The sequence below is a fragment of the Rhizobium sp. PRIMUS64 genome (assembly GCF_023006465.1).
Taxonomy (GTDB): Bacteria; Pseudomonadota; Alphaproteobacteria; order Rhizobiales; family Rhizobiaceae; genus Rhizobium; species Rhizobium leguminosarum.
Genome location: NZ_JALBGX010000006.1, coordinates 1 through 24,199 on the forward strand (window position 1 = coordinate 1; position 24,199 = coordinate 24,199).

Here is a 24,199-nt window from a genome sequence, read left to right on the forward strand (position 1 = left end):
GCCAGTGCCGACGGCGGCGCCGGCGGAAAAGCCGCTTGCCGCTCCCTCGGTGCGGCTCTTCGCCAGGGAAAGCGGCGTCGATCTCAGGCAGGTGCAGGGGAGCGGACCGGCCGGGCGTATCCTGCGCGAGGATATCGAGCAATTCCTGACTCCTGGAACCGCTCCTGCTGCGGTCAAGAACGGTTTTGCCAAGAAGACGGCGACCGAGGAGATCAAGCTGACCGGCCTGCGCCGCCGCATCGCCGAAAAGATGGTGCTTTCCGCCTCGCGCATCCCCCACATCACCTATGTGGAGGAAGTGGATATGTCCGCGCTCGAGGAGTTGCGCACCACCATGAACGGCGATCGCAAGCCTGATCATCCGAAGCTGACGGTTCTGCCCTTCCTGATGCGGGCGCTGGTCAAGGCCATTTCCGAACAGCCTGACGTCAACGCTACTTTCGACGACGATGCCAGCATCATCACGCGCTATGGTGCCGTGCACATCGGCATCGCCACGCAGACGCCCGCCGGTCTGACCGTGCCGGTGGTCCGGCATGCGGAAGCCCGCGGCATCTGGGATTGCGCCACGGAGATGAACCGGCTGGCGGAAGCGGCGCGCTCCGGCACCGCGACACGCGATGAGCTTTCCGGCTCCACCATCACCATCAGCTCGCTCGGCGCGCTCGGCGGCATCGTCTCGACACCGATCATCAATCATCCCGAAGTGGCGATCGTCGGCGTCAACAAGATCGCCACACGACCGGTCTGGGACGGCACGCAGTTCGTGCCGCGCAAGATGATGAACCTCTCCTCCAGCTTTGATCATCGCATCATCGACGGCTGGGATGCGGCAAACTTCGTGCAGCGCATCCGCACGCTGCTCGAAACGCCGGCGCTCATTTTTATCGAAAGCTGAGATCCATGAAAGAGATCGTCTGCAAGCTCCTCGTCATCGGCGCCGGTCCGGGCGGTTATGTCTGCGCCATTCGCGCCGGGCAGCTCGGCATCGATACTGTTATCGTCGAGGCCGGCAAACCGGGCGGCACCTGCCTGACGGTCGGCTGCATTCCCTCCAAGGCGTTGATCCATGCGGCGGAGGAATTCGATGCGACGCAAAGGATGCTTGCCGGCAAGAATCCGATGGGCATCCGCGTCGAGGGCGCGTCGATCGATCTCGGCAGGACGATTGCCTGGAAGGACGGGATCGTCGGCCGGCTCACAGGTGGTGTTTCGGGGCTGCTGCAGAAGGCACGAGTCAAGATCGTCCACGGCCGCGCCCACTTCCGCGACGGCAAGACGGTGGAGGTGGAGACGGAAATAGGCCAACAGATCATCCGCGCCGAGACGGTGGTGATCGCCACCGGTTCGGATCCGGTGGAGCTTGCGAACCTGCCTTTCCGCGGCCGCGTCATTTCCTCGACAGAGGCGCTGTCGCTGACGGAGCTGCCGAAAAAGCTCGTCGTGGTCGGCGGCGGTTACATCGGACTGGAGCTCGGGACCGCCTTTTCCAAAATGGGGTCCGAGGTGACGGTCGTCGAGGCGACGCCACAGGTGCTGCCGCAATATGATGCCGAGCTGGTGCGGCCCGTCATGCGCAAGCTGACCGAAGGCGGTATCCGGGTGTTGACAGGTGCCAAGGCGATCGGCCTTGCCGACAATGGCGAGGCGTTGATCGTCGAAACGGCCGATGGCCGCCAACAGTCCCTGCCGGCGGACCGCATCCTCGTCACCGTCGGCCGCCGCCCAAGAACCGCAGGATCCGGTCTCGAAGAGCTCGATCTCGACCGTGCCGGCCCTTATTTGAGGATCGACGACCGCTGCCGCACGTCGATGCGCGGCATCTATGCGATCGGCGATGTGACCGGCGAGCCGATGCTTGCCCATCGGGCCATGGCGCAAGGGGAGATGGTGGCGGAAATCATAGCCGGGAAGAAGCGGGCCTGGGACAAACGATGCATCCCCGCCATCTGCTTCACCGATCCGGAGATCGTCAGCGCCGGCCTGTCGCCGGCGGAAGCGAAGGCGCAAGGTTATGAGATTCGCACCGGCCAGTTTCCGTTCAGCGCCAACGGACGGGCGATGACGATGCTATCCGAAGAGGGCTTCGTGCGCGTCGTGGCCCGCGCCGACACCAATCTCGTGCTCGGCCTGCAGGCGGTGGGAGCCGGGGTCTCCGAGCTCTCGGCAGCTTTTGCGCTGGCCATCGAGATGGGTGCACGCCTGGAAGACATCGCCGGCACCATCCACGCGCATCCGACCCGCAGCGAAGCGGTCATGGAGGCGGCGCTGAAAGCTTTGGGAAGCGCCCTGCACATCTGAGTTACGCCCGGGCCGGGCACTGAAGATCCGGGAAGGCGCCGTGCTCCGGCGGAGGATCTTGTGGGATTCATCCATGTCGACCAGGCGGCAAGTCACTTCTCTTCTAAAGGTTGATTATGCATAATTTACCTGTTTTACATGTAAATCTGGCATAATCAACATTATGGAACTTCGACTTTTGCGGCAACCCTTTTGCGGCAACGTTTGGCAGTTCGATTGAAGTCGTGTGCGCATCAACGGTCAGAAATGTGGAGAGCGGTTGATCAGGACGGATATGTGCTCGATGAGATCGTCCAGACGCGAAGTTACACCAAGGCGGCCAAGTGCCTGTTGACGCGACTTCTGAACAAGCAAGCCACGCCGCCAAAGCGTTGTGATCACCGACAAATTGCGCTCCGACGGGGCGGCTAAACGCCAGCTCATGCCGGACGTGGAACACCGCTCGCATAACCACGCCACGCGGCCGACCGGCGACGAGATTAGCCTTCGTGCACGAAAAGCCGAGGGCGCGGTCGCAGGAAGCTCTGGCGGCCTTTTTTCCAACCGATGAGCGCGGGCGCGATGGTCGCAACGGCATCGGCAGCCGACGGGGCGTCGAAGAGGACGACATCTGCCCCGCTACCGATCGCAATGCCGTAGCCCTTTATTCCCAGGAGGGTGGCTGCCTGCGCCGTGATCATGGCGAAGACGCCGTCGAGGCCATCGGTGGTGCCGATCTGGGCAATGTTCGCGTAGAGATTGGCCATGCGCATCAGGTTGACGTCGCCGAAGGGCGTGAACGGATTGAGGACATTATTGGTGGAGATGGTCGTCACGACACCGAGTGCTGCCAGGCGATGAGCGGGTGTCACGCCGCGAGGGATGAGAAAGGTCGAATTGCGGCCGGTCAAGAAGAGATCGGTGGCCGGCAGGACGGTCAGCGCGATGCCGCTCTCGGCGAGACGGCGGCCGATCGGCTCCAGCTCTTCCAGCGGCAGGGCCGAGAGCTTGGTGACGTGGCCGACCGAGACGCGCCCCTGGTATCGGCGCGCGACGGTCTCGACGATAATGGTCGGAAGATCAGAGCCTGCGGGGTCGAGATCGAAATCGAGGTGGAAATCAACGGCGACGTCATGGCGCATGGCGATGTCAAAGATGCGACGGATGTGTTCGGTCGGCTCGGGATCGGTGTAGGGGCAGCCTCCCACCAGATCGGCGCCCGCCTTCAACGCTTGTTCCAGCATCTCTTCCGTATCGGGATCGTTCGTCAGGCCCTCCTGGGCAAAGGCGCAGATTTCGATGTCGACGAGGCTGGCATAATCCGCCTTCAGACGCCTGATCGCCTCGAAGGAGCGGAACCCGGCGCGTGGGTCGATCTCGACGAAGGTGCGCAGGCGGATGGTGCCGTTGAGGATCGCCTTTTCGACGACCGCGGCAGCTCGGGCATAGACGTCTTCCTCGGTGAAGGCCGCCTTGGCCCGGGAGGTTTCGCTGATGGCTTCCGCGAGTGTCCCGGTGCAGAGATTGCAGCGACTGATGATCCCGGCCTTGTCGAGGTGGATATGGGTTTCGATGAGACCTGCACAGGCAAATTTTTCCCCGGCATCATAATGCGGGGCATCGCAGACGAAACCAGGCGCGATCGCCGCGATGCGGCCCGCCTCGAAGGCGATGTCGGTCGGTTCAGTCAAGCCTGCCAGTCGGGCGTTGCGGATGACAAAGTCGATCGCCATGGAGCCTCCTCAGACTGACAGAAGAAAATTGCGGGCGACGCGATTGTGATCGGCCATCAGCGCCTCGATGTCGACACCCGCAGGCATTCCGTCGGCGACGCGCCATTCGCCTGCGATCATGACACGGTCGGCCGTGGTGGCGCCGCAGAGCACCAGGGCGGCCAGCGGATCGCCGGCACCAGAGAAACGCAATTCGTCGAGCCTGTAAAAGGCCAGATCCGCCTGACGGCCCAGCGTGATGCTGCCGATATCGTCGCGGCCAAGCAGCTTTGCCGAGCCAGCGGTTCCCCAGCGAAGCGCATCGATATGGGTGACGGCTTCAGCGCCGTAGCTGAGGCGGTTCAGCATCAGTGCATGGCGCACGCTTTCCATCAGGTTGGAATTATCGTTGGAGGCCGAACCGTCGACGCCGAGACCGACCGGCGCGCCTGCTGCTTCCAGCTCGCATGTGCGGCACATACCAGAAGCAAGCACCATGTTCGAGGTCGGGCAATGACAGATGCCGACGCCGTGCCGGCCAAGCTCGGCGATCTCGGCATAATCGAAATGGATGCCGTGGGCAAGCCAGGTGCGGGCATTCAGCCAGTTGCAACGGTCGAGATATTCCACCGGTGTGCAAGCAAATTTGCTGCGGCAATATTCTGCTTCCGTCTTGGTCTCGACCAGATGGGTGTGGAGCCGGCAATCATAGCGTTCAGCCAGTGCTGCTGTTTCGCGCATCAGCTCCAGCGTGACGTCGAAGGGCGCGCAGGGTGCCAGCGCCACCTGCACCATCGCCCCTTCGAAGCGGTCGTGATAACGCCGAAGCACACGCTCGCTGTCGGCGAGGATCACGTCGTCGTCCTGCACGACATTGGCGGGCGAAATGACACCCTGCTGGTCTTTGATGTTGAGACTGCCTCGCGTCAGCGTGATGCGCATGCCGAGGCGAGCTGCCTCCTCGGCCTCGACATCCATCGCGTCTTCGAGGCCGGCGGCGTAGAGATAGTGGTGGTCGGAGGTGGTGGTGCAGCCGGAAAGCAGGAGCTCGGTCAATGCGAGACGGACGGCAAGACGGAAGGCTTCGGGCGTCATGTGTTTTGCCCAGATCGGATAGAGCGTGCGGATCCATGGCCACAGCGACTTGTTGATCGCAGCCGGATGGGCGCGCGTCAGGGTCTGGAACATATGATGATGGGCGTTGACGAGACCCGGAATGACGACGTGCCGGCCGGCGTCGAAGCGCGCATCGACGGAGTCTGCGGGCTGCCGTCCAGCCGTGACCAGTTCAACGATACGGCCATTCTCGACGACGATGCCGCCCCCAGCGCCCTCGGCCATGATGGCGAGCGGTGATTGAATCCAGAGACGACCCTTCATCGGTGGTTCCCCCATGCGCACTGCATTGACGGAAAAAATCAGACGATCAGCCGGCCACCACGGGCGATGATGGCGCCCCCGCGGAAGACGGTACGATCGAGAGGACGGGCAGCGACGGCCTCTGCCAGCGACGCGGCAGGCAAGATGTTAAAATCGGCGGGCGAGCCGGCCTGGAGTGAGCCGACGGGGCGGCCGAGGATCTCGGCCGGCGCCTGGGTTGCCAGGCGGAAGGCCGCTGCCAGATCCTCATCCGAACGAAGATCCTGGCGATCGCAGAGAATGCCGACACGCTCCAGCATATCGCCGTTGCCGAAGGGCGACCAAGCGTCGCGGATATTGTCGCTGGCACAGAAGCACCGGACGCCGGCGGCGGCAAGCCGCTTGACTGGCGGCATGGGCACGGGTCCTGGGGCGCTGGTCATGATCGCTACGCCCGACCTGGCGAGTACTGCGGCGGTGCGGCCGAAATCGGCATCCCCCAACTCGCCGAGGCAGAAGGCGTGGCTGACGACCACTTTTCCTTCGAGACCGAGCGCTACCGTGCGGTCGGCGATCTGGCGCAGCTCGAAAGCGCCGAGCGCGCCGCCGTCATGTAGATGGATATCAAGCCCGACGCCGTATTTGCTGGCGACGGCGAAGATCGCATCGAGATGGCCGTTCACGTCGTTATCGATGCCGGCGGGATCGAGGCCGCCGACGAGATCGGCGCCGGCGGCGATCGCCGCATCGAGCAGCCCTGCGGTGCCGGGATCGCGGAGCACGCCGGATTGCGGGAACGCAACGGTCTGGATATCGACGAGATGACCATGGCTCTGCTTCAGCGAGAGCACGGCCTCCAGACCCTTCAGGCCAACTTCGGTATCGATATCGACGTGGCTGCGCACGGAGAGCGTTCCATAGGCTGCGAGCCTCTCCAGCAGGGCGCCGCCACGGGCTTCGACCGATAAAGACACCGTGCGCCGCAGGGATTTTTCCGCCTCGATGCGCTTGGCGACGGTATCGCCGGGGATATGCGGGATGAAAGGCAGTCCGATCAGGGTCTTGTCGAGATGAATATGACCGTCAACGAAAGGATGGCAAAGCAGGCCGCCGGCAGCATCAAACCGCGGCACCGCGGGGTCGATGCCGGCCGCCGCATTCGGACCGATCGCGGCGATCCGGTCATTGGCCAGAATGAGCGAGACGATCGCGCCGGCTTCGGTCCTGGCATTTTCGATTACGAGGCTCGGCGTCATCAATCCTTCCATCATCCGCTATGCGATCAGCCCAACCCTGCACGCCGCAACGACGCGATAGAGGGGATCCTTCCAAACCTCTTCCTCCTGCAAGGTGGAAAAAACCAGGCTGACATCGTGTTCGTCGTCCGAAGCGATCGCGGCGCGTTTGATCTCTGCCCAGACGGGCGCCTCTCGACTGCGCATTTCTTCCAGCGCCTCGGCGGTGGGAAGTTCTGGAAAGCCGATCTTCGGCACCAGCGAGGCAATCACCTGCCAGAAGGCGCGGTAAAAGGGCTCGGCATTTTCCAGGTGCAGAGAGACGAGGCGCAGCCAATGCAAGCCAGTGACGGAATGGAGTGCGGAGAAATCCATGGTTCCGGCGAAGAGCGCAAGCGAAGTCGCGGCCATGCGGCGCGGCGTAGCTGCGCCGAAAGCCAGGCGATCGATAACAGGACGGAAGCCCGGAAGGGCAGCGACAGCGCGGATATTATGCCAGAGCAGATCCGTTTCCGGCGCATAATCGCGGATGCCTTCGATATTGCTGACATCGGCAAGCACCCTTCCAGGATCGTCCGTATCGGGAGCGGTGCCGGTCGCGGGGGGAAGCGGCAGATAACAGGCCGCCCAATAGCCAAGCGCGGTGCCGACCTCCTCGTTGTCCTTTTTGAGGACACCATAAGCAAGACGCATCAGCGGATGCATGGCGCTGCCGGCAAGGCCGTTCACCATGGCAGGCAGGTAGCTTCGGATAACGGCATCAATGCCGAGCCGGTGGGTTTCGCCGATGAAGAAGGCGCGGTAATCCGTCTCGCGGGTGCGGTCGCCAAGCGCCTCGGCCCAGGCTGCCCTGATAATCGGAGCAACCGGCGGCGGCATCGGCTGAAGCTTGTGGCTGTCGCGATACTGCTCGTACCACTGATCCAGCCGTTCCGGCGAGGCACCGAGGCGATCAAGCGCGATCAGCACCATTGGAACATGGTTGGCGAGGAGGTAAGGAAATTCGACACTGTCCGCGCGCGCGCGCGAAAGGATGGTCTCCAGTCCGGAAAATTGAACGGCGGCGGCCTGTCTCATGCCAAAACCTCTCTTGATGTCGTCACGTCATCGTCTATGCCAGGATCGAAATGCGGTTCGTCATAGGCGGCCAATGCTTCAAGATACCGGTTGGAGTCCTCGATGAACAGCGCTTTCACCAGGGCACCGACGATGCGCGGCACGCCGTATTTGAGACCAGTGACGCCATTGCTGATGGGGCCGAGGCTCGCCAGCGCGCCGGCATTGAACATATGGATGCGCGAGACCCAGCCGGCTTCAGCGTGTCTCGGCATAAGTTCGAAACCAGGACCGAGATAGGGATGGTCGGCAAGCATGGCATTCTCTTCTCCCTGCGGCGGCTGGAAACGGTCCTTCCAAAGTGCTGCGGCCTCGGTAAGGCTGGCAAGCTCGGGCCTGAGCGCGAAATTAATCTCGTAACCGGTGCCCAGCAGAAGGTGATCGGCGTGGAAGATGTCATTTGCGGTCGTCAGCCTGATCTTGCCGCCGTCCATCGAGAGTTCGCCGACGCCACAGCCGAGTTGCATGGTAAAGCCAGGGTGGCGGCAGGCTCGGTCATACTGCTCCTGCGTCGGCGGCACCTTGAAATTGAAGTAGAGGTGGGCGAAGCGCCAGCGCTCCAGATCAGGCAGGTCGGCGAAATGGCCGAGGAAGCCGGGGAAGTTTGTCCAGGCGAGAACCTCCGTGCGCGGCAGATCGGCGCTCCGCGCAAACATGGTCACCTTTCTGGCTCCTGTCTCCAGGGCCGCCACCGCCCAGTCGAAGCTCGACGTGCCGCCGCCAAGGATTGCGACATCCCTACCCTCGAGGAAATCGATCGAGATCGGCTCATTGCTATGCGTCCAGGTGGATTTCGGCAGCGTCTTGACCATCGCGGGTATGCGCGGACCGCCGCAGCCGTCGATGCCGGTCGCCATCACCAGATGGCGGCAGGTGATCGTACGGCTGGTGCCGTCACCCTTTGTCAGCGTGAGAGCAAGTTCGCCCCCCGCCGGATTTATCGAGGAAAGCATCGTGCCGTTTTCGACGTCGATACCGACAGTCCTTCGAAACCAGACGAGATAGTTCATCCAGTCCTGGCGGCTGATCTTGTCGAGCGCCTCCCAGGCCTCGGTGCCGTTCAGCGCTTCATACCAGGAACGCAGCGTCAGGCTGGGGATGCCGAGATCCGGGCCTGAGAGATATTTCGGCGACCGCAGCGTCTGCATGCGGGCGCAGGTCACCCACGGACCTTCGCGACCTTCCTCGCTCTGATCGATAAGATGGACCGAGCGGATGCCGCGCCGCTTCAAAGCAAAAGCAATCGACAGCCCGGAGAAGCCGGCACCGCAGATGACGATGGAATGGAAATCGTCTCTGTCCTCGCCGCCGAGCGCCGGCCAGTCTGCGCCGAGCGCTTCGATGCGCGCCATTTCATCATGTGCGCGGCATTCCAGCTCTTTCAGTCGCTCGTCCGGCGTGGTCGTCATCGATGGGCAGCTCGTGCGCAGTGGATAGGACAGTAAAGCAATCGTCACTCCCTGCTATTTTTTAAGCAACGCGCATAAAATATGGACATTAATGCGCGAATATGTTTTATTTTGTGATTTTTAATGTTTACAATTTTTTGTCAAGTGCGCTTGAGTGCGATTTTGTTTGATGTATAGTGCCCCGGCCAATCAAAATAAGGGGAGCAAAAATGAAATCGCTCAGCAGTCTCACACAGAAATTGGCGATCGTAGGCCTCGTCTCGGTCGTTTTTGCCGGCTCAGCCATCGGTGCCGACAAGAAGTATGGCGGCATCACCCTCACGCTTGCTTCGCAGAACGACCAGTTTGCCGCGGTCCTGGCAGCCCTTGCTCCGAAATTCACCGAGGAGACGGGCGCTACCGTCAAGGTCGACATTCTCGACTATGGCTCGCTGCTCACCAAGACGACGACCGATTTCGTCGGCGGCACCGGCGGCTACGATCTCGTTACCATGGATATCGTCTGGTCCGGCCAGTATGCCGAGAACAACTATACGGTCGACCTCACCGACTGGATGAAGCGCGATGCTGCCGAACTGCAGCTCGACGACATCTACCCGACGCTTCTCAATGCGCTCGGCCATTGGGGCGACAAGCAAGTCGCTTTCCCCTTCGCCGGTTATGCCAACGTGCTCGCCTATCGCAAGGATCTGTTTGACGCCGCCGGCCTGAAGGCGCCGACGACGATGGAAGAGTTGGTCGAGGCCGCCTACAAGCTGACCGATCCGGCCAAGAAGACCTACGGCTTCGTCGCCAACGGCCAGAAGGGCCCGGCGGTCGCGCAGGACTGGATGCAGTACAATACCGAAATGGGCGGATCGATCCTCGGCTCGGATGGCAAGCCGGCGCTGAATTCCGAAGCCAATATCAAGAGCCTGACCGTCTACAAGGACCTCTTTATGAAGGCTGCACCTCCCGGCGCCGTTGATTACGACTGGGGCGGACGCGAGGAAAGCTTCCGCCAGGGCATTGCCGCGACCATGCAGACATGGTCGGTCGGCGCACCCGGCTACTATGATCCGTCGATTTCCAAGATCGTCGACAAGGTGGCGATCACGACGGCGCCGCGCGGCGCCGGCCTGCCGAAGCTCTACGGCATAGGCGGTTGGGGCATGGCGATCAACGCCGGCATCAAGGACACGCAGAAGGAAGCCGCCTGGGCTTTCATCAAGTGGCTGGTCAGCCCGCCGGTGCACAAGGAATTCAACATGATGGGCGCCGGCAGCTTCCTGCGCAAGAGCGAGATGACCGATCCTGATCTTCTGAATAAGTTCCCCTTCCTGCCCGTCATCGCCGAAACCTTCGAGCATGGCGACGGCGAATATCGCCCGCGCATCCCGCAATATCCGGAGATTCAGGACCTGCTCGGCACCGCCGTCAACGACGTGCTCGTCGGCAATGCCGATCCTAAGAAGGCGCTCGATGCCGCTCAGGAAGCCGCCGCAAAGCTCTTCTGAGAACAAAACGGTTTCCTCCCAGGGGCCGCAACCTACGTCGCGGCCCCGCCATTTCCAGACCATTGATCCGATGCGCCTCAGGCTTCATGATCGGGTGAGCCCCGGGCTTGATCCCGGTAGCGCGCATCGAACCAGGAACCTGATGGACATGACGTGACCCTATCCCTCACTTCCGCGCTGAAGCCCACCCCGGCCTTCAGCGTTTCCTATCTGGAGCGCAGGCGGCTGTTCTTCATCCTGATGACACTGCCGGCCGTCATCTACGTGCTCGTCATCGGCGTCTGGCCGCTGGCGCAGGGTATCTGGTTCAGCCTCTACGAATATAATTTGCTCAAGCCGGCGCGGACGCATTTCGTCGGCCTCGGCAATTATATCGATCTTCTCTCCGACACGGTGACGCGCGGGGCCTTCGTCAACACTGTCATCTTCACGGTCGGCGCTGTGACTGTCGAATTGCTGCTCGGCTTTGCCATAGCGCTGGCGCTCTGGCGCGATGATCGCTTCAACCGGATCTGTCTGGCGCTGATCCTCATTCCAGTAACGATCACGCCGCTTGTGGTCGGACTGATCTTCCGGGCGCTGTTGCTCGCCGACTACGGGCTCGTCGGCTACTATCTTGCCGAGTTCGGGATTTCCAATCCGCGTGGGCTTTTCGCCAATGCGAACTCGGCGCTAGCAACCCTTATCTTCGTCGACATCTGGGAATGGACGCCGCTCGTGGCGCTGATCCTGCTCGCCGGCCTGAAGGCATTGCCGGGCGATATTCTCGAGGCATCGGAAGTGGATGGAGCAACAGCGTTGCAGCGTCTGAGGATCATCGTCATTCCGCTCATGCTGCCTTCGATCCTGCTGGCGCTGACGCTGCGCACCATCGATGCCTTCCGCATCTTCGACAGCGTCTACGTGACGACAGGCGGCGGGCCGGGCAATGCAACCAACACGCTGATGCTGCATGCGGTAAAGCAGGGGCTTGAATTCTTCAATATCGGCCGCGCCTCGGCGATATCAAATCTGACGCTGATCTGCATCGCCGTGATCGCTGCAGGCTTCATCCTGTTGATCCGCAAGGCGGACAGAAAGGCGAACGGGCGATGAGCGCACGTACTCTCAGCCGCATCGGCGAGCGCAGCTTCATCCTTGTCATGCTCGCCTTTTTCCTGCTGCCCTTCCTGTGGCTGGCATCGACCGCTTACAAACCATCGCGCGACATCTTCTCGATCCCGCCGAAACTGACCTTCACACCAACCTTCGAACAGTTCGCGACGGTTTTCCGCCTGTTCGATGTCTGGAGCCTCGTTTCGTCGAGCCTGCTGATTGCCGGCGGTTCCGTCATCCTGTCGCTGCTTCTCGGCGTGCCGGCAGGCTATGCGCTGGCACGCTCGACCAGCCGCTATGCCATTGCAGTTGCCTATTTCTTCATGGCGATCCGCATGGTACCGGCCGTGGCGGCGCTGATCCCCTTCTATCTGATGATGCGCGATATCGGGCTGCTCGGCAGCTGGATTGCCGTCGTTCTCATCAACGCAATGCTGAATTCGGCCTTCGTCACCTGGATGATGTTTTCCTATTTCCGCAGCCTGCCGAAGGAGCTGGAAGAGGCGGCATTGACAGATGGATGTACGCTCTTCGGCTCCTTCTGGCGCGTGGCGCTGCCGGCGGTGCGCTCAGGCGTCGTCGCCTCCACACTGTTCTGCCTGATGTTTTCCTGGAACGACTTCCTCTATCCGATGTTTCTCACCCGGCTCGATTCCAAGCCGATCTCGGTGGCGCTGCTTTCAGCCTATGGAACGAAGGACATCACCTGGGGCACGCTCGGCGCGCTGGCGCATTTTTCGACGATCCCGATCGTGCTGATCGTGCTCTTCCTCAATCGTTATTTCGTGCAGGGCCTGACAAAAGGCATTCACTAATGAGACGCTGCGCTCAAGCGCGGATCGCCGCTTCGGTCGCGGCATCGAAGACGTGGATCCGGGCGGGATCGGCGGCAAGCGACAGGCGCTCGCCGATCTTCACCCGGTTGGTGCCGTCAACGATGACGCGCAGCTGCGGGGCAGAGAGTGTCACGTCGTCCTCTTCGGCCGAAAGCGACTTCAACCGGTCGGCGGCTTCGACATCGACGTGGACGAGCAGGTTGGCGCCGAGATCCTCAATGAAGGCGACGGACCCGGCCAAACCACCGGCATCGACCGGCCGGAAGGCTTCCGGGCGGATACCGAGCACGACGGCACGCCCGGCGGCGGAGGCGATGCGCGGCCGCTCGGCTAGCACCTCGCCCGAGAAAAGGATGGATGCCTGGCCGAAGCGGGCCTCGGGGCCGTTTTCCGTCACGAAGAGATCGGCCGCCAGCAGGTTCATCGCCGGCGAGCCCATGAAGCTTGCGACGAAGAGATTGGCCGGCTGATCGTAGAGGCTGCGCGGCGTACCGAGCTGCTGAAGGACGCCGCTCCTCATGACGGCGACACGATCACCCATGGTCATCGCTTCGACCTGGTCGTGGGTGACATAGACCGTCGTTATGCCCGACATCTTCTGCATGCGGGCGATTTCGGCGCGCATTTGGCCGCGCAGGCGGGCATCGAGATTGGAAAGCGGCTCATCCATCAGGAAGGCCTGGGGGCTGCGGGCCAACGCCCGGCCCATGGCGACGCGCTGGCGTTGGCCGCCGGAGAGTTGGGCGGGCTTGCGGGCGAGATAGTCCTCGAGCTCCAGGAGCTTCGCCGTCTCCTGCACCTTGCGGGCGATGTCGGCCTTGTCGAGGCCGCGAACGCGAAGGCCGAAGCCGATATTCTCGGCCACCGTCAGATGCGGGTAAAGCGCGTAGGATTGGAAGACCATGGCAATATCGCGGTCGCGCGGGGCAAGATCGTTGACGACGGCGCCGTTGATCGTCAGGCGGCCATCGGTGATCTCCTCGAGGCCCGCGATCATGCGCAGCGCCGTCGACTTGCCGCAGCCGGAGGGGCCAACCAGGACCAGGAATTCGCCGTCGCGGATGGTCATGTTCAGGTTGCGGATCGCCGCATAACCATCGCCATAGCTCTTGCTGATCTGGTCGAAGACGATTTCAGCCATGCTCTTTCCTTGCTGAACGGGAGGCCTGTTGCAGCCCCTGGACGGGTCAGGTCGTATAGACGCCGCCGGTGACGTTGACGCCCTGCCCGGTCATGAAGCGGGCTGAATTCGAGCAGAGGAAAACGACAACATCGGCCACATCTTCAGGCGTTTCCAGCCGGCCGAGCGGCGTCTGGGCGATATAATCTGCCACGACGCGTTCGGGCGTTACGCCGCGCAGGGTCGCCTCCCAGGCGATCTCGCGCTCCTGCATGCCAGTCTTGACGAAACCGGGGCAGACGGCATTGACGCGGATGCCCGAAGCCGCAAGCTCGCGGGCGAGCGCCTGCGTCCAGCCGAGCACGGCAAACTTGCTGGCGGAATAATGGGCCAGCAGCGGCGCTCCGATTTTTGCGGCGAGCGAGGCGGTGTTGACGATGACGCCGGTGCCGATGCCCGTAAAACGGCGCGCGGCAACCTGGTTGGTCAGGAAGATGCCGCGAATGTTGACGTCGAAATTATAGTCCCATTCCTCGTCGGTCAGTTCCAGCGCATGCTGCATCGTGGAGACACCGGCATTGGCGCAGAGGATCTCGTAACCGCCGGTCCTCTCGACAACCTCGGAAAAGGTCGCCTCGACCGAGGCTCGCTTGCGAACGTCGATCGCATAGGCAGTGGCGCCGTTGCCGATCTCGGCCGCCGTCTGTTCGGCGGCAGCCAGGTTGATGTCGCAGATCGCCACCTGGATCGACTGGCGGGAGAGCGCGGTCGCGATCGCGCGCCCTATCCCTGTCGCTCCGCCGGTTACAATCGCACGCTTGCCGGATAGTTCTGGAAAGCTCGGTGACTGCATGCCCGCCCTCATCGAATGGAAACATCCCCGATCATATATCAACAAAATCATACACAACAAGAGAAATTTATGTTTGAATTTGTTCGACTCATTCGATACATAGAGGGCAACAATCAGTTCGTAGCCACGGGTTGCGACGGCGGGAGGATCAGAACGGTATCATGGACGCGGAACAGCAGATGGTCGCCGCAGCGGAAAAACCGAAGGTTCTGGCCCAGGTGCGGCATGCGCGCATCCTGGAGACACTGGCGCGCAAAGGCGCGGTCTCCGTCAGCGACGTCGCCTCCCAGCTTGCCGTTTCCGAAATGACCGTCCGCCGCGACCTGATCGAACTCGAGAAGGACGGCAGGCTGGTGCGCACCCATGGCGGCGCAGTGCGCAGCGGCAAGGCCTTCGAGCCGATCGCCAACGAGGCTGTCGACCGCGAAGAACCGACTTTCGAATCCCGACTGACGCGCAATGCCGCCTCGAAGCGAACCATCGCGATGGCAGCCGCAGGCGTTGCTGCCGGCGCGCGAACCCTGGCGCTCGACGTCGGCACCACGACCTATCTGCTCTCCGGCCTGCTGCTCAACCAGCCGCATACGAAGATCTTCACCAACAGCGTGCGCAACGCGATGCAGCTCGGCGCCGGCTCTGGCGAGGTCTACCTGCCGGGCGGGCGCATGCGTGGCGAGGAAATGGCGATCAGTAGCCAGTCCGCCGTCTTGCAATTCGAGGAACTCTGGTTCGACATCGCCTTCGTCGGCGTGTCCGGGATCACGGCGCAGGGAATTTACGACTATTCCTTCGAAGACACCGACATGAAACGGGTCTATCTGCGCCGCGCGACACAGAAGGTGGTGCTTTGCGATTCCAGCAAATTCAAGCGCATGTCGCTGGTGCATATCGCGCCGCTGCAGCAATTCGACATGCTGATCACCGATGCCATGCCGCCGTCCGACCTTGCCGATGCGCTCGCCACTGCCGGCGTCGAGGTGCGCATCGCGCCCGAGGAGCAGCCACTGCTTTGATTGCCCTTTCGCATCCGATCTTCCAGCGGATGCCGTCCACTCGATTGCGCTTCAGGGAGTTTTCGCATGGTCTTCGACTTTTTCGGCGTCAAGAAGAAAGTAGTCATCGCCATGGCGCATATCGGCGCCCTGCCCGGCTCGCCCGCCTATGACGTCGCCGGCGGGCTGAATAAGCTCGTCGACGACGTGCTTTCCGATGTCGAGAAACTGCAAGCGGGCGGTGTCGACGCCATCATGTTTGGCAACGAGAACGACCGGCCCTACGTCTTCCAGGCGCCGCCGGAAGGACTGGCGGCGATGACCTCGATCGTCGAGCGGGTAAAGCCGCATCTGACCGTACCGTTCGGCGTCAACTATCTCTGGGATCCCTCGGCAAGCGTTGCGATCGGCGCGGTGACTGGCGCGAGCTTCGTTCGCGAGATCTTCACCGGCGTCTTTGCCTCCGACATGGGGATCTGGCAGCCCGATTGCGCCAAGGCGGCGCGGCTGCGGCGCAGTCTCGGCCGCGACGACATGAAGATGCTCTTCAACATCAACGCCGAATTTGCCCATTCGCTGGACCAGCGGCCGATTGAACTCAGAGCGAAGAGCGCAGTATTCTCGTCGCTCGCCGATGCCATCTTGGTTTCCGGGCCGCTGACTGGACAGGCAGTCGATCAATCAGACCTGAGACGTGTCTGCGAGACCGTCAGGGATGTCCCAGTCTTTGCCAATACCGGCGTGAACAAGGACAATGTGCGCGACATATTGAGCGTTGCCAGCGGTGTCATCATCGGCACACATTTCAAGGTGGACGGCAATACGTGGAACCCGGTCGACAGCGACCGTGTAAAGCGCTTCATGGAGACTGTCGAGACGCTGCGTTGAACAACGGAACCGCCATGTCCATCACGCTCGGCCTCGATATCGGCACCACCTCCACCATCGGCATCTTGATCGAGTTGCCGAACCGCGTGCTCGGGCTCACCTCACGGCCTTCGACGCTTCATTCACCGCAGCATGGCTGGGCCGAGGAAGACCCGGCGGAATGGTGGGCGAATGTCTGTGAGGTTACCAGGGAACTGCTTGCAACGAGTGGCATTGAGGCCGGACAAATCTCGGCCGTTGGCGTGACGGGCATGCTGCCGGCCGTCGTGCTGCTTGACGACGCTGGCCAAGTGCTGAGGCCCAGCATCCAGCAGAGCGACGGGCGTTGCGGCGAAGAAGTCGAGGAACTTAAGGGAGAGTGGGATGAGACGGATTTTCTCCGCCGGGCGGGAAACGGCATCAACCAGCAGCTGGTGACGGCAAAACTGCGCTGGATCGCCCGGCACGAGCCGATGGTCTTCGAGCGCATTGCCACCGTTATGGGGTCCTATGATTTCATCAACTGGAAGCTGACCGGCGTGCAGGCAATCGAACAGAACTGGGCGCTGGAAGCGGGCTTCGTCGATATTAATACCGGCAATCTCGACGACGAACTCATCGGGCTTGCCAGAATTCTGCGGGAGGCCATTCCTGGGAAGGCGGTATCGCATGAGGTGCTTGGCCATGTGACCGACGAAGCCGCCAAGGCGACGGGGCTTGCAGTTGGAACGCCTGTCATCGGCGGGGCAGCCGACATGATCGCGTCGGCTTTCGGCGCGGGGATCAATAAGGCCGGCGACGTGCTGCTGAAATTCGGGGGTGCAGTGGATATTCTGACGGCGACCGATGTCGTGCGGCCCGATCCCCGTATGTTTCTCGATTATCATCTGGTTCCAGGGCTCTATATGCCGAACGGCTGCATGTCGACCGGCGGCTCGGGGCTCAACTGGTTTATCGGCACCTTCGCCAAATACGAGGAGATCGCGGCAAAGGCGGAGGGAATATCCGTGCACCGCTATCTCGACCGGTTGGCCGCGCAATGCGCGCCCGGCGCGGACGGGCTGACAATCCTGCCTTACTTCCTCGGCGAGAAGACACCGATTCACGACGCCGGCGCGCGCGGACTGATCGAGGGACTGACGCTGTCGCATCATATCGGCCATCTCTGGCGGGCGATGCTGGAAGCCTATGCCTATGCGCTGCGTCATCATATCGACGTCCTGAACGACATCGGTCACCCGACGACACGGTTCATCGTCTCCGACGGCGGATCGCAGAGCCGGATCTGGATGCAGATCGTTTCCGATGTGCTGCAGCAGCCGCTACAAGGTCTCACCGGCCATCCCGGCTCCTGCCTCGGCGTCGCCTGGGCAGCGGCGATCGGCGCCGGACTGACCGAGGACTGGTCCGGTGTAACCGCCTTTGTCAGCCAGGGTGAAAGTATCGTGCCCAATACCGACAATGCGGCGGTTTATAACGAGGGCTATCGGACCTATCGTGCGCTTTACAGACCATAGACTCAGCGGAATTCGAGCGCGATGACAGGGATAGACCGGGATCCGACGATGCAGGCAACTGGACGTGGCGGCATGGTGACGAGTCCACATGCGCTGGCGAGCGAGGCGGGCGCGGCAATCCTGCGGGCCGGCGGCAACGCGCTGGAAGCTGCGATCGCCATCGGCAGCACGATCGCTGTCGTCTATCCGCATTTCTGCGGGCTTGGCGGCGATTCCGTCTGGATTGTTGCCGATCGCAGCGGGCGGAAGACATGTTTTCTCGGCATCGGCCAGGCGGCGCGGAAATTGCCGGATTTCGACGGAAACATTCCGCTGCGCGGACCGCTTTCGGCGTTGACCTCGGCCTGCGCGGTTGATGCGTGGCGGCACGCGCATGACTATTCCGCGCGGCACTGGGGCGGTAAGATCGACTTTCCTGTCTTGCTTGCTGATGCGATCCGCCACGCGGGAAAGGGGTTTTCCATCACGCGCTCGCAGAGCTTCTGGCTTGCCTTCCGGCGGGCGGAAGCGGCCGGCTGGCCGGGTTTTGCCGCGCTTTTCATGGCGGATGGCGCGGCGCCGGAAACAGGCAGCCTTTTCCAGCAGGCGAATTTGGCGCGGTCGCTTTCGCTGATTGCCCGCGATGGGCCACGTTCATTCTACGAGGGCGAACTGGCCGCAAAGATCGCGGCAGGGCTGCAGGCTGTGGGCTCTCCACTGACCAGTGCCGATCTTGCGGCGACCCGAACGCGCGAGGTCGCGCCCATCAGTCTTTCCTATCGGGGATTTGAGCTGCTTGCGCCGCCGCCGCCGACACAGGGGCTCACGACACTGGCGATTATGGGGATTCTCGCCCATTTTGACATTGCCGCCCATAAGGCCGGCAGCGCAGACCATCTGCATCTCTGCGTCGAAGCTGTCAAACGCGCCTTTCTCGATCGCCACAGCATTGCCGATCCCGATGTCGCACCGCAGCCGGTAGAGGAATGGCTAAGCACGCAGCACCTTGCGCAGGCGGCGGCCTCTATCGATCCCGTGCGGGCGCTTGAATGGCCGGCGCCCTTTCGCAGCAGCGACACCGTGTTCTTCGCCGTAACGGATGCCGTGGGCGGCAGCGTCAGCGTCTTGCAGAGTACTTATTTCGACTGGGGCAGCGGCGTGGTTGTCGGCGATACGGGTATTCTCTGGCAGAACCGCGGGGCGGCCTTTTCGCCCGATCCCAAGCATGTCAACGGCATCGCCCCCGGCAAGCGTCCTTTCTACACGTTGAACCCCGGCCTCGGCCTGCGCAACAGCAGGCCGGCCCTGCTTTATGGCACGCAAGGCGCCGACGGCCAGCCGCAGACACTGGCGATGCTGCTGACCCGGCTGATCGACTTTGACGAGGAACCGGCAGCAGCGCTGGCCGGTCCGCGCTTTCTTCTCGGCAAGACATTTTCCGATAGCCGCGACAGCCTGAAGCTGGAAAGCGACGTGGGTGAAACAGTGCTTGCGGAACTGGCCGCTCGAGGCCACGTCCTATCTCCGATCGAAGCGCGGAGCCCGCTCGCGGGACAGGCTGGCGTGATTGCCATCGATGAGAGCGGAATGGCGACCGGCGCGCATGATCCACGTGGCGAGGGCTTGGCGATCGGAATCTCTTCCGTCGCCGACCGAAGCCGGCTCCAGTGTGAGTGAGCGCTGCAAGACGTGTGTCGCGATGGCGATGCCGGCGACGATCAACGGGGATTGATTTCAGGCCAGACGCTCCAGGCGGCTGCGAACCAGCCAACTTCGCGGGCGGAAAGTCACGGCTTTTGTCACAATGCTGACTGGCAGGCGGTGAAGTGACGGGCAACAGCCTCGGCGTGAGCATCGAAGCGCCGGCACAGCGCGATGTTGTGGGGCGTCGAGGCCGGCAGTCCGCGCGGGAGCCACAACTCGACGCGCGCGGCTAGGCTGCGCCATGGGTGCAACCCCTGCAGTATTACCTCCACCGTGTTGCGTCGCCGGCGGTGCAGCCGCGGGGTGGCGAGGAATCGGCAAAGGTGTTTACGAGCCTGGCGCAGCCCCAGCTGCTGTTCGGCCAGGCATGGAATTGTTGAGCGCGATGCCAATCTCATCATCGGGGCTGTCGGTGGTGGAAACAGCGATACCAGCGGAAGCCGGTCAGAACGACGGCCGCAATCGTTTCCGTAAGCAGCCAGCGAACCAGCTTTTTCACGATATTCGTTTAAATACAAACTTCGCGGTTTCACAAGTCGAAGCTGTCAGGCCTACCGCCGAGGACTTTTGCAAAAGAAACCCCGACGCCATATCCTCGCCATGACGATGCCCCTCGCCAAGGTCATTCAGGCGCTAAGGTGTAGCAGAGCAAGGACGGGGATCCTTATGACGGGACAAGATACAACTCACTTCCAGGAGCGGATGACGATTGTCGGTGATCTCAAGGCTGCTTCCTTTGTCCCCTGGATCCGGCGCCATGCCGCCAAGCTTGGCCTCTCGCACACCATATCTCATACGAGTTCCATGCGGATCGAACTTGAGGTTGCTGGGCCGGAGGAGCTGATCGACATGATGGAGATGGGATGCTCTCTCGGGCCCATCGACGTATGGGTCGAGAGGATAGATCGCACGGCGATCAGCGGCGAAAGGACCTAGTATCGGGCTGTGGCGTATTTCCCTCGTGCATATTATTTACTCAATGTTGCCAATGCGAAATAATTATGCAAACCTGATAAGGTTGAGCGGAATTGCCTCGATGCCGAGGTGGAGCGTGCTCGACAAGCATATGATTTTGTTTGGGAACTCTAGTCATGCCATCCGCTACGACCGGCTTTTGGACGCCAGTCGCCCTTTCCCGGGATTTGCCGGCCGGAACCGTAGTGCCGGCACGGACGGCAGCCGGATCGATTGCCCTGTGGCGCAGCGCTTCGGGGCACATATCGGCATCGGCGGATCGCTGTCCGCATCGTGGCATGCGCTTGTCTCACGGCTTCGTGCGCGGCGAGACGCTCTCCTGCATCTATCACGGCTGGAGCTACGGCCAGGCCGGAAACTGTCTCCGCATTCCCGCCCATCCGGGGCTGACGCCACCGGAAACCATTCGCGTCGCCACCCATGACGTCGAGGAAACAGACAGCGTGATCTGGGTGGCTGTGGGTACGCCCGCTTCGAAGCCACCGAGGTTTGATGGCCTCACCCCCTTGCGTTCGCTGACGGCGTTCGCCGGCATCGCGGCGATCGAGGCGGCGGCCGGTGCGAAGGCGAGCCCCGAAGGTTTTGTCGAGTTCGATGCATCCACCGGGGCCGTCTGTCTGTTATTATCCGCTTGGGAAGACGGACAGACGCTGATCCATGTGCTGCTGAAGGCTGACGCCGGCCCCGCAGCGGGCATCCGCGCTTCACGCGCCGCCGAGAGCCTGCGCCGCCGAGCTGAGGGTCTTCAGAGGGAGATCGCGCAATGACCATGCAGGCGATGATTAACGAATGGTATCCAGTCGGGCTTTTCAGCCAGCTCGACAGCGCCGGTCGCACGACGGCGCTGATGGGCGAGTCGATCGAAGTGGCGCGCGATGCCGATGGCAATGCGAAGGTGACGGGCGGCGATGGCCGCGTTCTGCCGGTGCGTGTGCGTTACGGTCATGTCTGGTCCTCCCTCGGCGAGCCCAAGAAGGAACTTTTCCCCATTCCCGAGGCCGATCAGCCCGGTCGCCGCTTCGTCGATGTCGGCGTGGTGCGCGTGCGCTGCTCGCCCCTGCGTGCGGTCGAGAACTTTCTCGACATCGCCCATTTCCCCTTCGTCCACACCGACATTCTCGGCGCAGAGCCGCACACCGAGGTCCAGAACTACAAGGTCGAGATCCGCGAGGAAGAAGACGAGGTCTGGGCAACGCAGGTGAAATTTTACCAGCCGCAGGCCGCCAAATCGGCAAGCGGCGGGATCACGACGGAATATATGTACCGCGTGCCGGCGCCCACCTGCTCCGTGCTTTACAAGACCTGCCCGCCGCGTCCGAGCGAATGGGATGTCATCACGCTCTTCGTGCAGCCGCTGGCTGAGGACCTCTGCGACGTCTGGCCATGGATGGCGCTTTTCGACGACGAGACCGCGATGACCGATCTCATCCATTTCCAGCAGACGATCTTTCTGCAGGACCGGTCGATCCTCGAAAACCAGATCCCGCGGCTGTTGCCGCTCGACCCGGGCATGGAAATCCCGACACGTGCCGATCTGACATCGATCGCCTATAGGCGCTGGCTGAAGCGCCACAATTATACCTACGGCGCACAGCTGGTGGCGCAATGAAGCTCTACGACTACATACTCTCGCCCAGTTGCTACAAGGTGCGCCTGATGGCGGCGCTGACCGGCGTGAAGCTTGACCTGCGCCCGGTGGATTTCCATCCCGGCGCCGAGCATCGCGGCCCCGAGCTGCTTGCGCTCAACCCGGCAGGCTCCATTCCGATCCTGGAGGATGGCGACCTGATCCTGACGGAATCGTCGGCGATCCTCGTCTATCTCGCCGCCAAGGCAGCACCCGAATGGCTCGGCAGCGGTAAGGCCGAGGAAGCGGCGCGGGTGCAGCAATGGCTGTCCTTTTCCGGCCGGCTGACGGCAAGCCTCGGTGGCGCGCGGCTCCATGAAATGCTGCTGCGGCCGGGCGATATCGGCGCGCTGCAGGCCCAGGGCATCGCCGCCCTTCGCGAGCTTGAAGCCGGGCTTGTCGAGCAGGGCCTTCGCGGCATGCGCTTCCTCGCCGCCGACCGGCCGACAATTGCCGACATCGCCTGCTTTCCCTATGTGGCGCTGGCGCCCGATGGCGGCGTCACGCTGGACGCTTATCCTGCCATCCGGCTCTGGTCCCGCGCGCTGCGCGCCCTCGACAGGTTTATCGAGATGCCAGGTATTCACCGGCTGCACGAGCTGAAGCCCGAACCTCATCTCGAACCGGGCGAGGCGTGACATGGCTGGATATCTCCTGAAGAACTGCGCAGCCGTGATTGTCGACGAGGGCAAGGGACCGGTCGTCCAACGCAATGTCGATCTCCTGACCAGCGGTCCGGCGATCGTGGCGATCGGCGAAAATCTGGGAAGGGATGCGCTGCCCGCCGGCACGACTGTTCAGGATGCCGCCGGCTGGTTTGTCTATCCAGGTCTCGTCAACACCCATCATCACTTCTTCCAGTGCTTCGTGCGCAACCGCGCCGATCTCGACTGGACGAAGCTCTCGGTGATCGAGTGGCTGGACCGCATCTACCCGATCTTTTCACAGCTCGACGAGGAGTGCTTTTACCACTCCTCGGTCACGGCGATGGCCGAGATGATCAAGCATGGCTGCACTACGGCCTTCGATCACCAGTACAATTTCCCCCGGCATGCCGGTAAGCGGCTGATCGACCGCCAGTTTGAAGCAGCCGAGCTGCTCGGCATGCGCTTCCATGCCGGTCGCGGCGGCAATACCCTGCCGAAGTCGGAAGGCTCGACCATTCCCGACGAAATGCTGGAAACGACCGACGAATTCATCGCTGACTGCGCCCGGCTGATCGAGACCTACCACGATACCAGCCCCTTCAGCATGCGTCAGGTCGTGGTCGCGCCCTGCCAGCCGGTGAACTGCTATCGCGAGACCTTTGTGGAATCGGTGGCATTGGCGCGCGATCGCGGCGTCATGATGCATACCCATGTCGGGGAAGGCGAGAGCCCGGTCATTCAGGCTCGCCACGGCATGCGCACGGTCGACTATCTGGAAGAACTCGGCTTTGCCGGGCCCGACGCCTTCTATGCCCATTGCTGGGAACTGACCCACGACGAACTCAGGAAGATGGCGGCCAGCGGCACCGGTGTGGCGCACTGCCCGGAACCGGTCTATCTGGTCGGCGCGGAGGTTACCGACATTCCCGCCATGGCCGCCTTCGGCCTGCGCATAGGCCTCGGCTGCGACGGTGCGGCCTCCAACGACAATTCCAACCTGATGCACTGCCTGCACTCCGCCTATATGCTGCAGTGCCTCGTCTCCTCCGGCCGTGCCCATCCCGTGCCGCCGCCGGTCGATTTCCTCGGCTACGGCACGACAGGGGGTGCCAGCCTGCTCGGCCGGCGCGATATCGGCCGGCTGGCGCCCGGCATGGCCGCTGACCTGTTTGCGATCGACACCCGCCGCATGGATTATGTCGGCACGCGGCACGATCCGCTGAGCCTGATTGCCCGCGTCGGCATCGGCATGGCGACCGATATGACCATGACCAATGGCCGCATCGTCTGGCAGAAGGGCGAATTCCCCGGTCTCGACGAGGCCAAGCTGTCAGCCGATGCCGAGGCCGCACTATCCGCCGTGGAATTTTAAAAAACCAA

General features: G+C 62.3%; 21 protein-coding genes and 1 pseudogene. 15 read left to right on the top strand and 7 right to left on the bottom strand.

The features are described from left to right. The 3 genes and pseudogenes from MOV76_RS04150 to MOV76_RS04160 all read left to right on the top strand — a co-directional run. On the top strand, window positions 1-898 hold an 898-nt coding region (locus tag MOV76_RS04150; RefSeq protein WP_247263906.1), incomplete at its 5' end, for a dihydrolipoamide acetyltransferase family protein. A 5-nt stretch (window positions 899-903) separates the two neighbouring features. Then, complete coding sequence (lpdA, locus tag MOV76_RS04155) at window positions 904-2,301, top strand: dihydrolipoyl dehydrogenase (RefSeq protein WP_247263907.1); 1,398 nt, start codon at window positions 904-906, stop codon at window positions 2,299-2,301. Window positions 2,302-2,547: 246 nt separating this feature from the next. Beyond that, a pseudogene (locus MOV76_RS04160) lies at window positions 2,548-2,749 on the top strand (DDE-type integrase/transposase/recombinase); the annotation flags it as partial. 31 nt (window positions 2,750-2,780) lie between these two features. Here MOV76_RS04160 and MOV76_RS04165 read toward each other — a convergent pair. Genes MOV76_RS04165 through MOV76_RS04185 form a run of 5 tightly spaced genes read right to left on the bottom strand, consistent with a single transcriptional unit; the run spans window position 2,781 to window position 9,111 of the window. After that, window positions 2,781-4,013 (bottom strand): amidohydrolase family protein, encoded by a 1,233-nt coding sequence (locus tag MOV76_RS04165; protein WP_047620469.1) that lies wholly within the window; start codon window positions 4,011-4,013, stop codon window positions 2,781-2,783. 9 nt (window positions 4,014-4,022) lie between these two features. After that, on the bottom strand, window positions 4,023-5,372 hold the full coding sequence (locus MOV76_RS04170) for an 8-oxoguanine deaminase (RefSeq protein WP_047620470.1): 1,350 nt from the start codon (window positions 5,370-5,372) through the stop codon (window positions 4,023-4,025). A 38-nt stretch (window positions 5,373-5,410) separates the two neighbouring features. Beyond that, window positions 5,411-6,607, bottom strand: coding sequence for an amidohydrolase (locus tag MOV76_RS04175; RefSeq protein ID WP_028732363.1), 1,197 nt, complete (start codon window positions 6,605-6,607; stop codon window positions 5,411-5,413). Between the two features lie 18 nt (window positions 6,608-6,625). Next, window positions 6,626-7,663, bottom strand: a complete 1,038-nt coding sequence (locus tag MOV76_RS04180) for a questin oxidase family protein (protein WP_247263908.1) — start codon at window positions 7,661-7,663, stop codon at window positions 6,626-6,628. Then, window positions 7,660-9,111: an FAD-dependent oxidoreductase gene (locus MOV76_RS04185; RefSeq protein ID WP_018449154.1), complete on the bottom strand. Its 1,452-nt coding sequence runs from the start codon at window positions 9,109-9,111 to the stop codon at window positions 7,660-7,662. Before MOV76_RS04185 ends, MOV76_RS04180 begins: the two co-directional genes overlap by 4 nt. A 209-nt stretch (window positions 9,112-9,320) precedes the next feature. On the opposite strand from MOV76_RS04185, the gene MOV76_RS04190 reads away from it, so the two are divergent. From MOV76_RS04190 to MOV76_RS04200, 3 genes are all read left to right on the top strand, one after another. Next, the gene (locus MOV76_RS04190; RefSeq protein WP_018517719.1) at window positions 9,321-10,607 is read left to right on the top strand and encodes a sugar ABC transporter substrate-binding protein; all 1,287 of its coding nucleotides are present in this window, start codon (window positions 9,321-9,323) and stop codon (window positions 10,605-10,607) included. Between the two features lie 153 nt (window positions 10,608-10,760). Continuing rightward, complete coding sequence (locus tag MOV76_RS04195; protein WP_018246773.1) at window positions 10,761-11,702, top strand: carbohydrate ABC transporter permease; 942 nt, start codon at window positions 10,761-10,763, stop codon at window positions 11,700-11,702. Next, a complete protein-coding gene (locus tag MOV76_RS04200; protein WP_018449152.1) occupies window positions 11,699-12,517 on the top strand; it encodes a carbohydrate ABC transporter permease in 819 nt (272 codons plus the stop codon). Before MOV76_RS04195 ends, MOV76_RS04200 begins: the two co-directional genes overlap by 4 nt. Window positions 12,518-12,530: 13 nt before the next feature. Here the strand turns inward: MOV76_RS04200 and MOV76_RS04205 are convergent, their stop codons facing one another. Both MOV76_RS04205 and MOV76_RS04210 read right to left on the bottom strand, forming a co-directional pair. Beyond that, complete coding sequence (locus tag MOV76_RS04205) at window positions 12,531-13,679, bottom strand: ABC transporter ATP-binding protein (RefSeq protein ID WP_018246775.1); 1,149 nt, start codon at window positions 13,677-13,679, stop codon at window positions 12,531-12,533. Window positions 13,680-13,725: 46 nt separating this feature from the next. After that, window positions 13,726-14,511, bottom strand: a complete 786-nt coding sequence (locus MOV76_RS04210; protein WP_018517718.1) for an SDR family NAD(P)-dependent oxidoreductase — start codon at window positions 14,509-14,511, stop codon at window positions 13,726-13,728. A gap of 161 nt (window positions 14,512-14,672) precedes the next feature. Here MOV76_RS04210 and MOV76_RS04215 point away from each other — a divergent pair, with 161 nt between their 5' ends. From MOV76_RS04215 to MOV76_RS04255, 9 genes are all read left to right on the top strand, one after another. Beyond that, a complete protein-coding gene (locus tag MOV76_RS04215; protein WP_018449150.1) occupies window positions 14,673-15,524 on the top strand; it encodes a DeoR/GlpR family DNA-binding transcription regulator in 852 nt (283 codons plus the stop codon). Window positions 15,525-15,590: 66 nt separating this feature from the next. After that, window positions 15,591-16,391, top strand: coding sequence for a BtpA/SgcQ family protein (locus tag MOV76_RS04220; RefSeq protein WP_018246777.1), 801 nt, complete (start codon window positions 15,591-15,593; stop codon window positions 16,389-16,391). A 14-nt stretch (window positions 16,392-16,405) separates the two neighbouring features. Beyond that, window positions 16,406-17,887, top strand: a complete 1,482-nt coding sequence (locus tag MOV76_RS04225; protein WP_130719305.1) for an FGGY-family carbohydrate kinase — start codon at window positions 16,406-16,408, stop codon at window positions 17,885-17,887. Between the two features lie 72 nt (window positions 17,888-17,959). Next, window positions 17,960-19,543, top strand: a complete 1,584-nt coding sequence (locus MOV76_RS04230) for a gamma-glutamyltransferase family protein (protein WP_115157920.1) — start codon at window positions 17,960-17,962, stop codon at window positions 19,541-19,543. 693 nt (window positions 19,544-20,236) lie between these two features. Then, a complete protein-coding gene (locus MOV76_RS04235; RefSeq protein ID WP_193445918.1) occupies window positions 20,237-20,506 on the top strand; it encodes an acylphosphatase in 270 nt (89 codons plus the stop codon). A 155-nt stretch (window positions 20,507-20,661) separates the two neighbouring features. Then, a complete protein-coding gene (locus MOV76_RS04240; RefSeq protein WP_247263909.1) occupies window positions 20,662-21,312 on the top strand; it encodes a Rieske 2Fe-2S domain-containing protein in 651 nt (216 codons plus the stop codon). Continuing rightward, window positions 21,309-22,154 (top strand): aromatic ring-hydroxylating dioxygenase subunit alpha, encoded by an 846-nt coding sequence (locus MOV76_RS04245; RefSeq protein WP_247263910.1) that lies wholly within the window; start codon window positions 21,309-21,311, stop codon window positions 22,152-22,154. The genes MOV76_RS04240 and MOV76_RS04245 overlap by 4 nt, the downstream gene beginning before the upstream one ends. Further along, window positions 22,151-22,810 (top strand): glutathione S-transferase family protein, encoded by a 660-nt coding sequence (locus MOV76_RS04250; RefSeq protein WP_247263911.1) that lies wholly within the window; start codon window positions 22,151-22,153, stop codon window positions 22,808-22,810. The genes MOV76_RS04245 and MOV76_RS04250 overlap by 4 nt, the downstream gene beginning before the upstream one ends. A 1-nt stretch (window position 22,811) precedes the next feature. Beyond that, entirely contained in the window at window positions 22,812-24,191 is a 1,380-nt protein-coding gene (locus MOV76_RS04255) for an amidohydrolase (protein WP_247263912.1), read from the top strand. Window positions 24,192-24,199 lie beyond the last annotated feature (8 nt).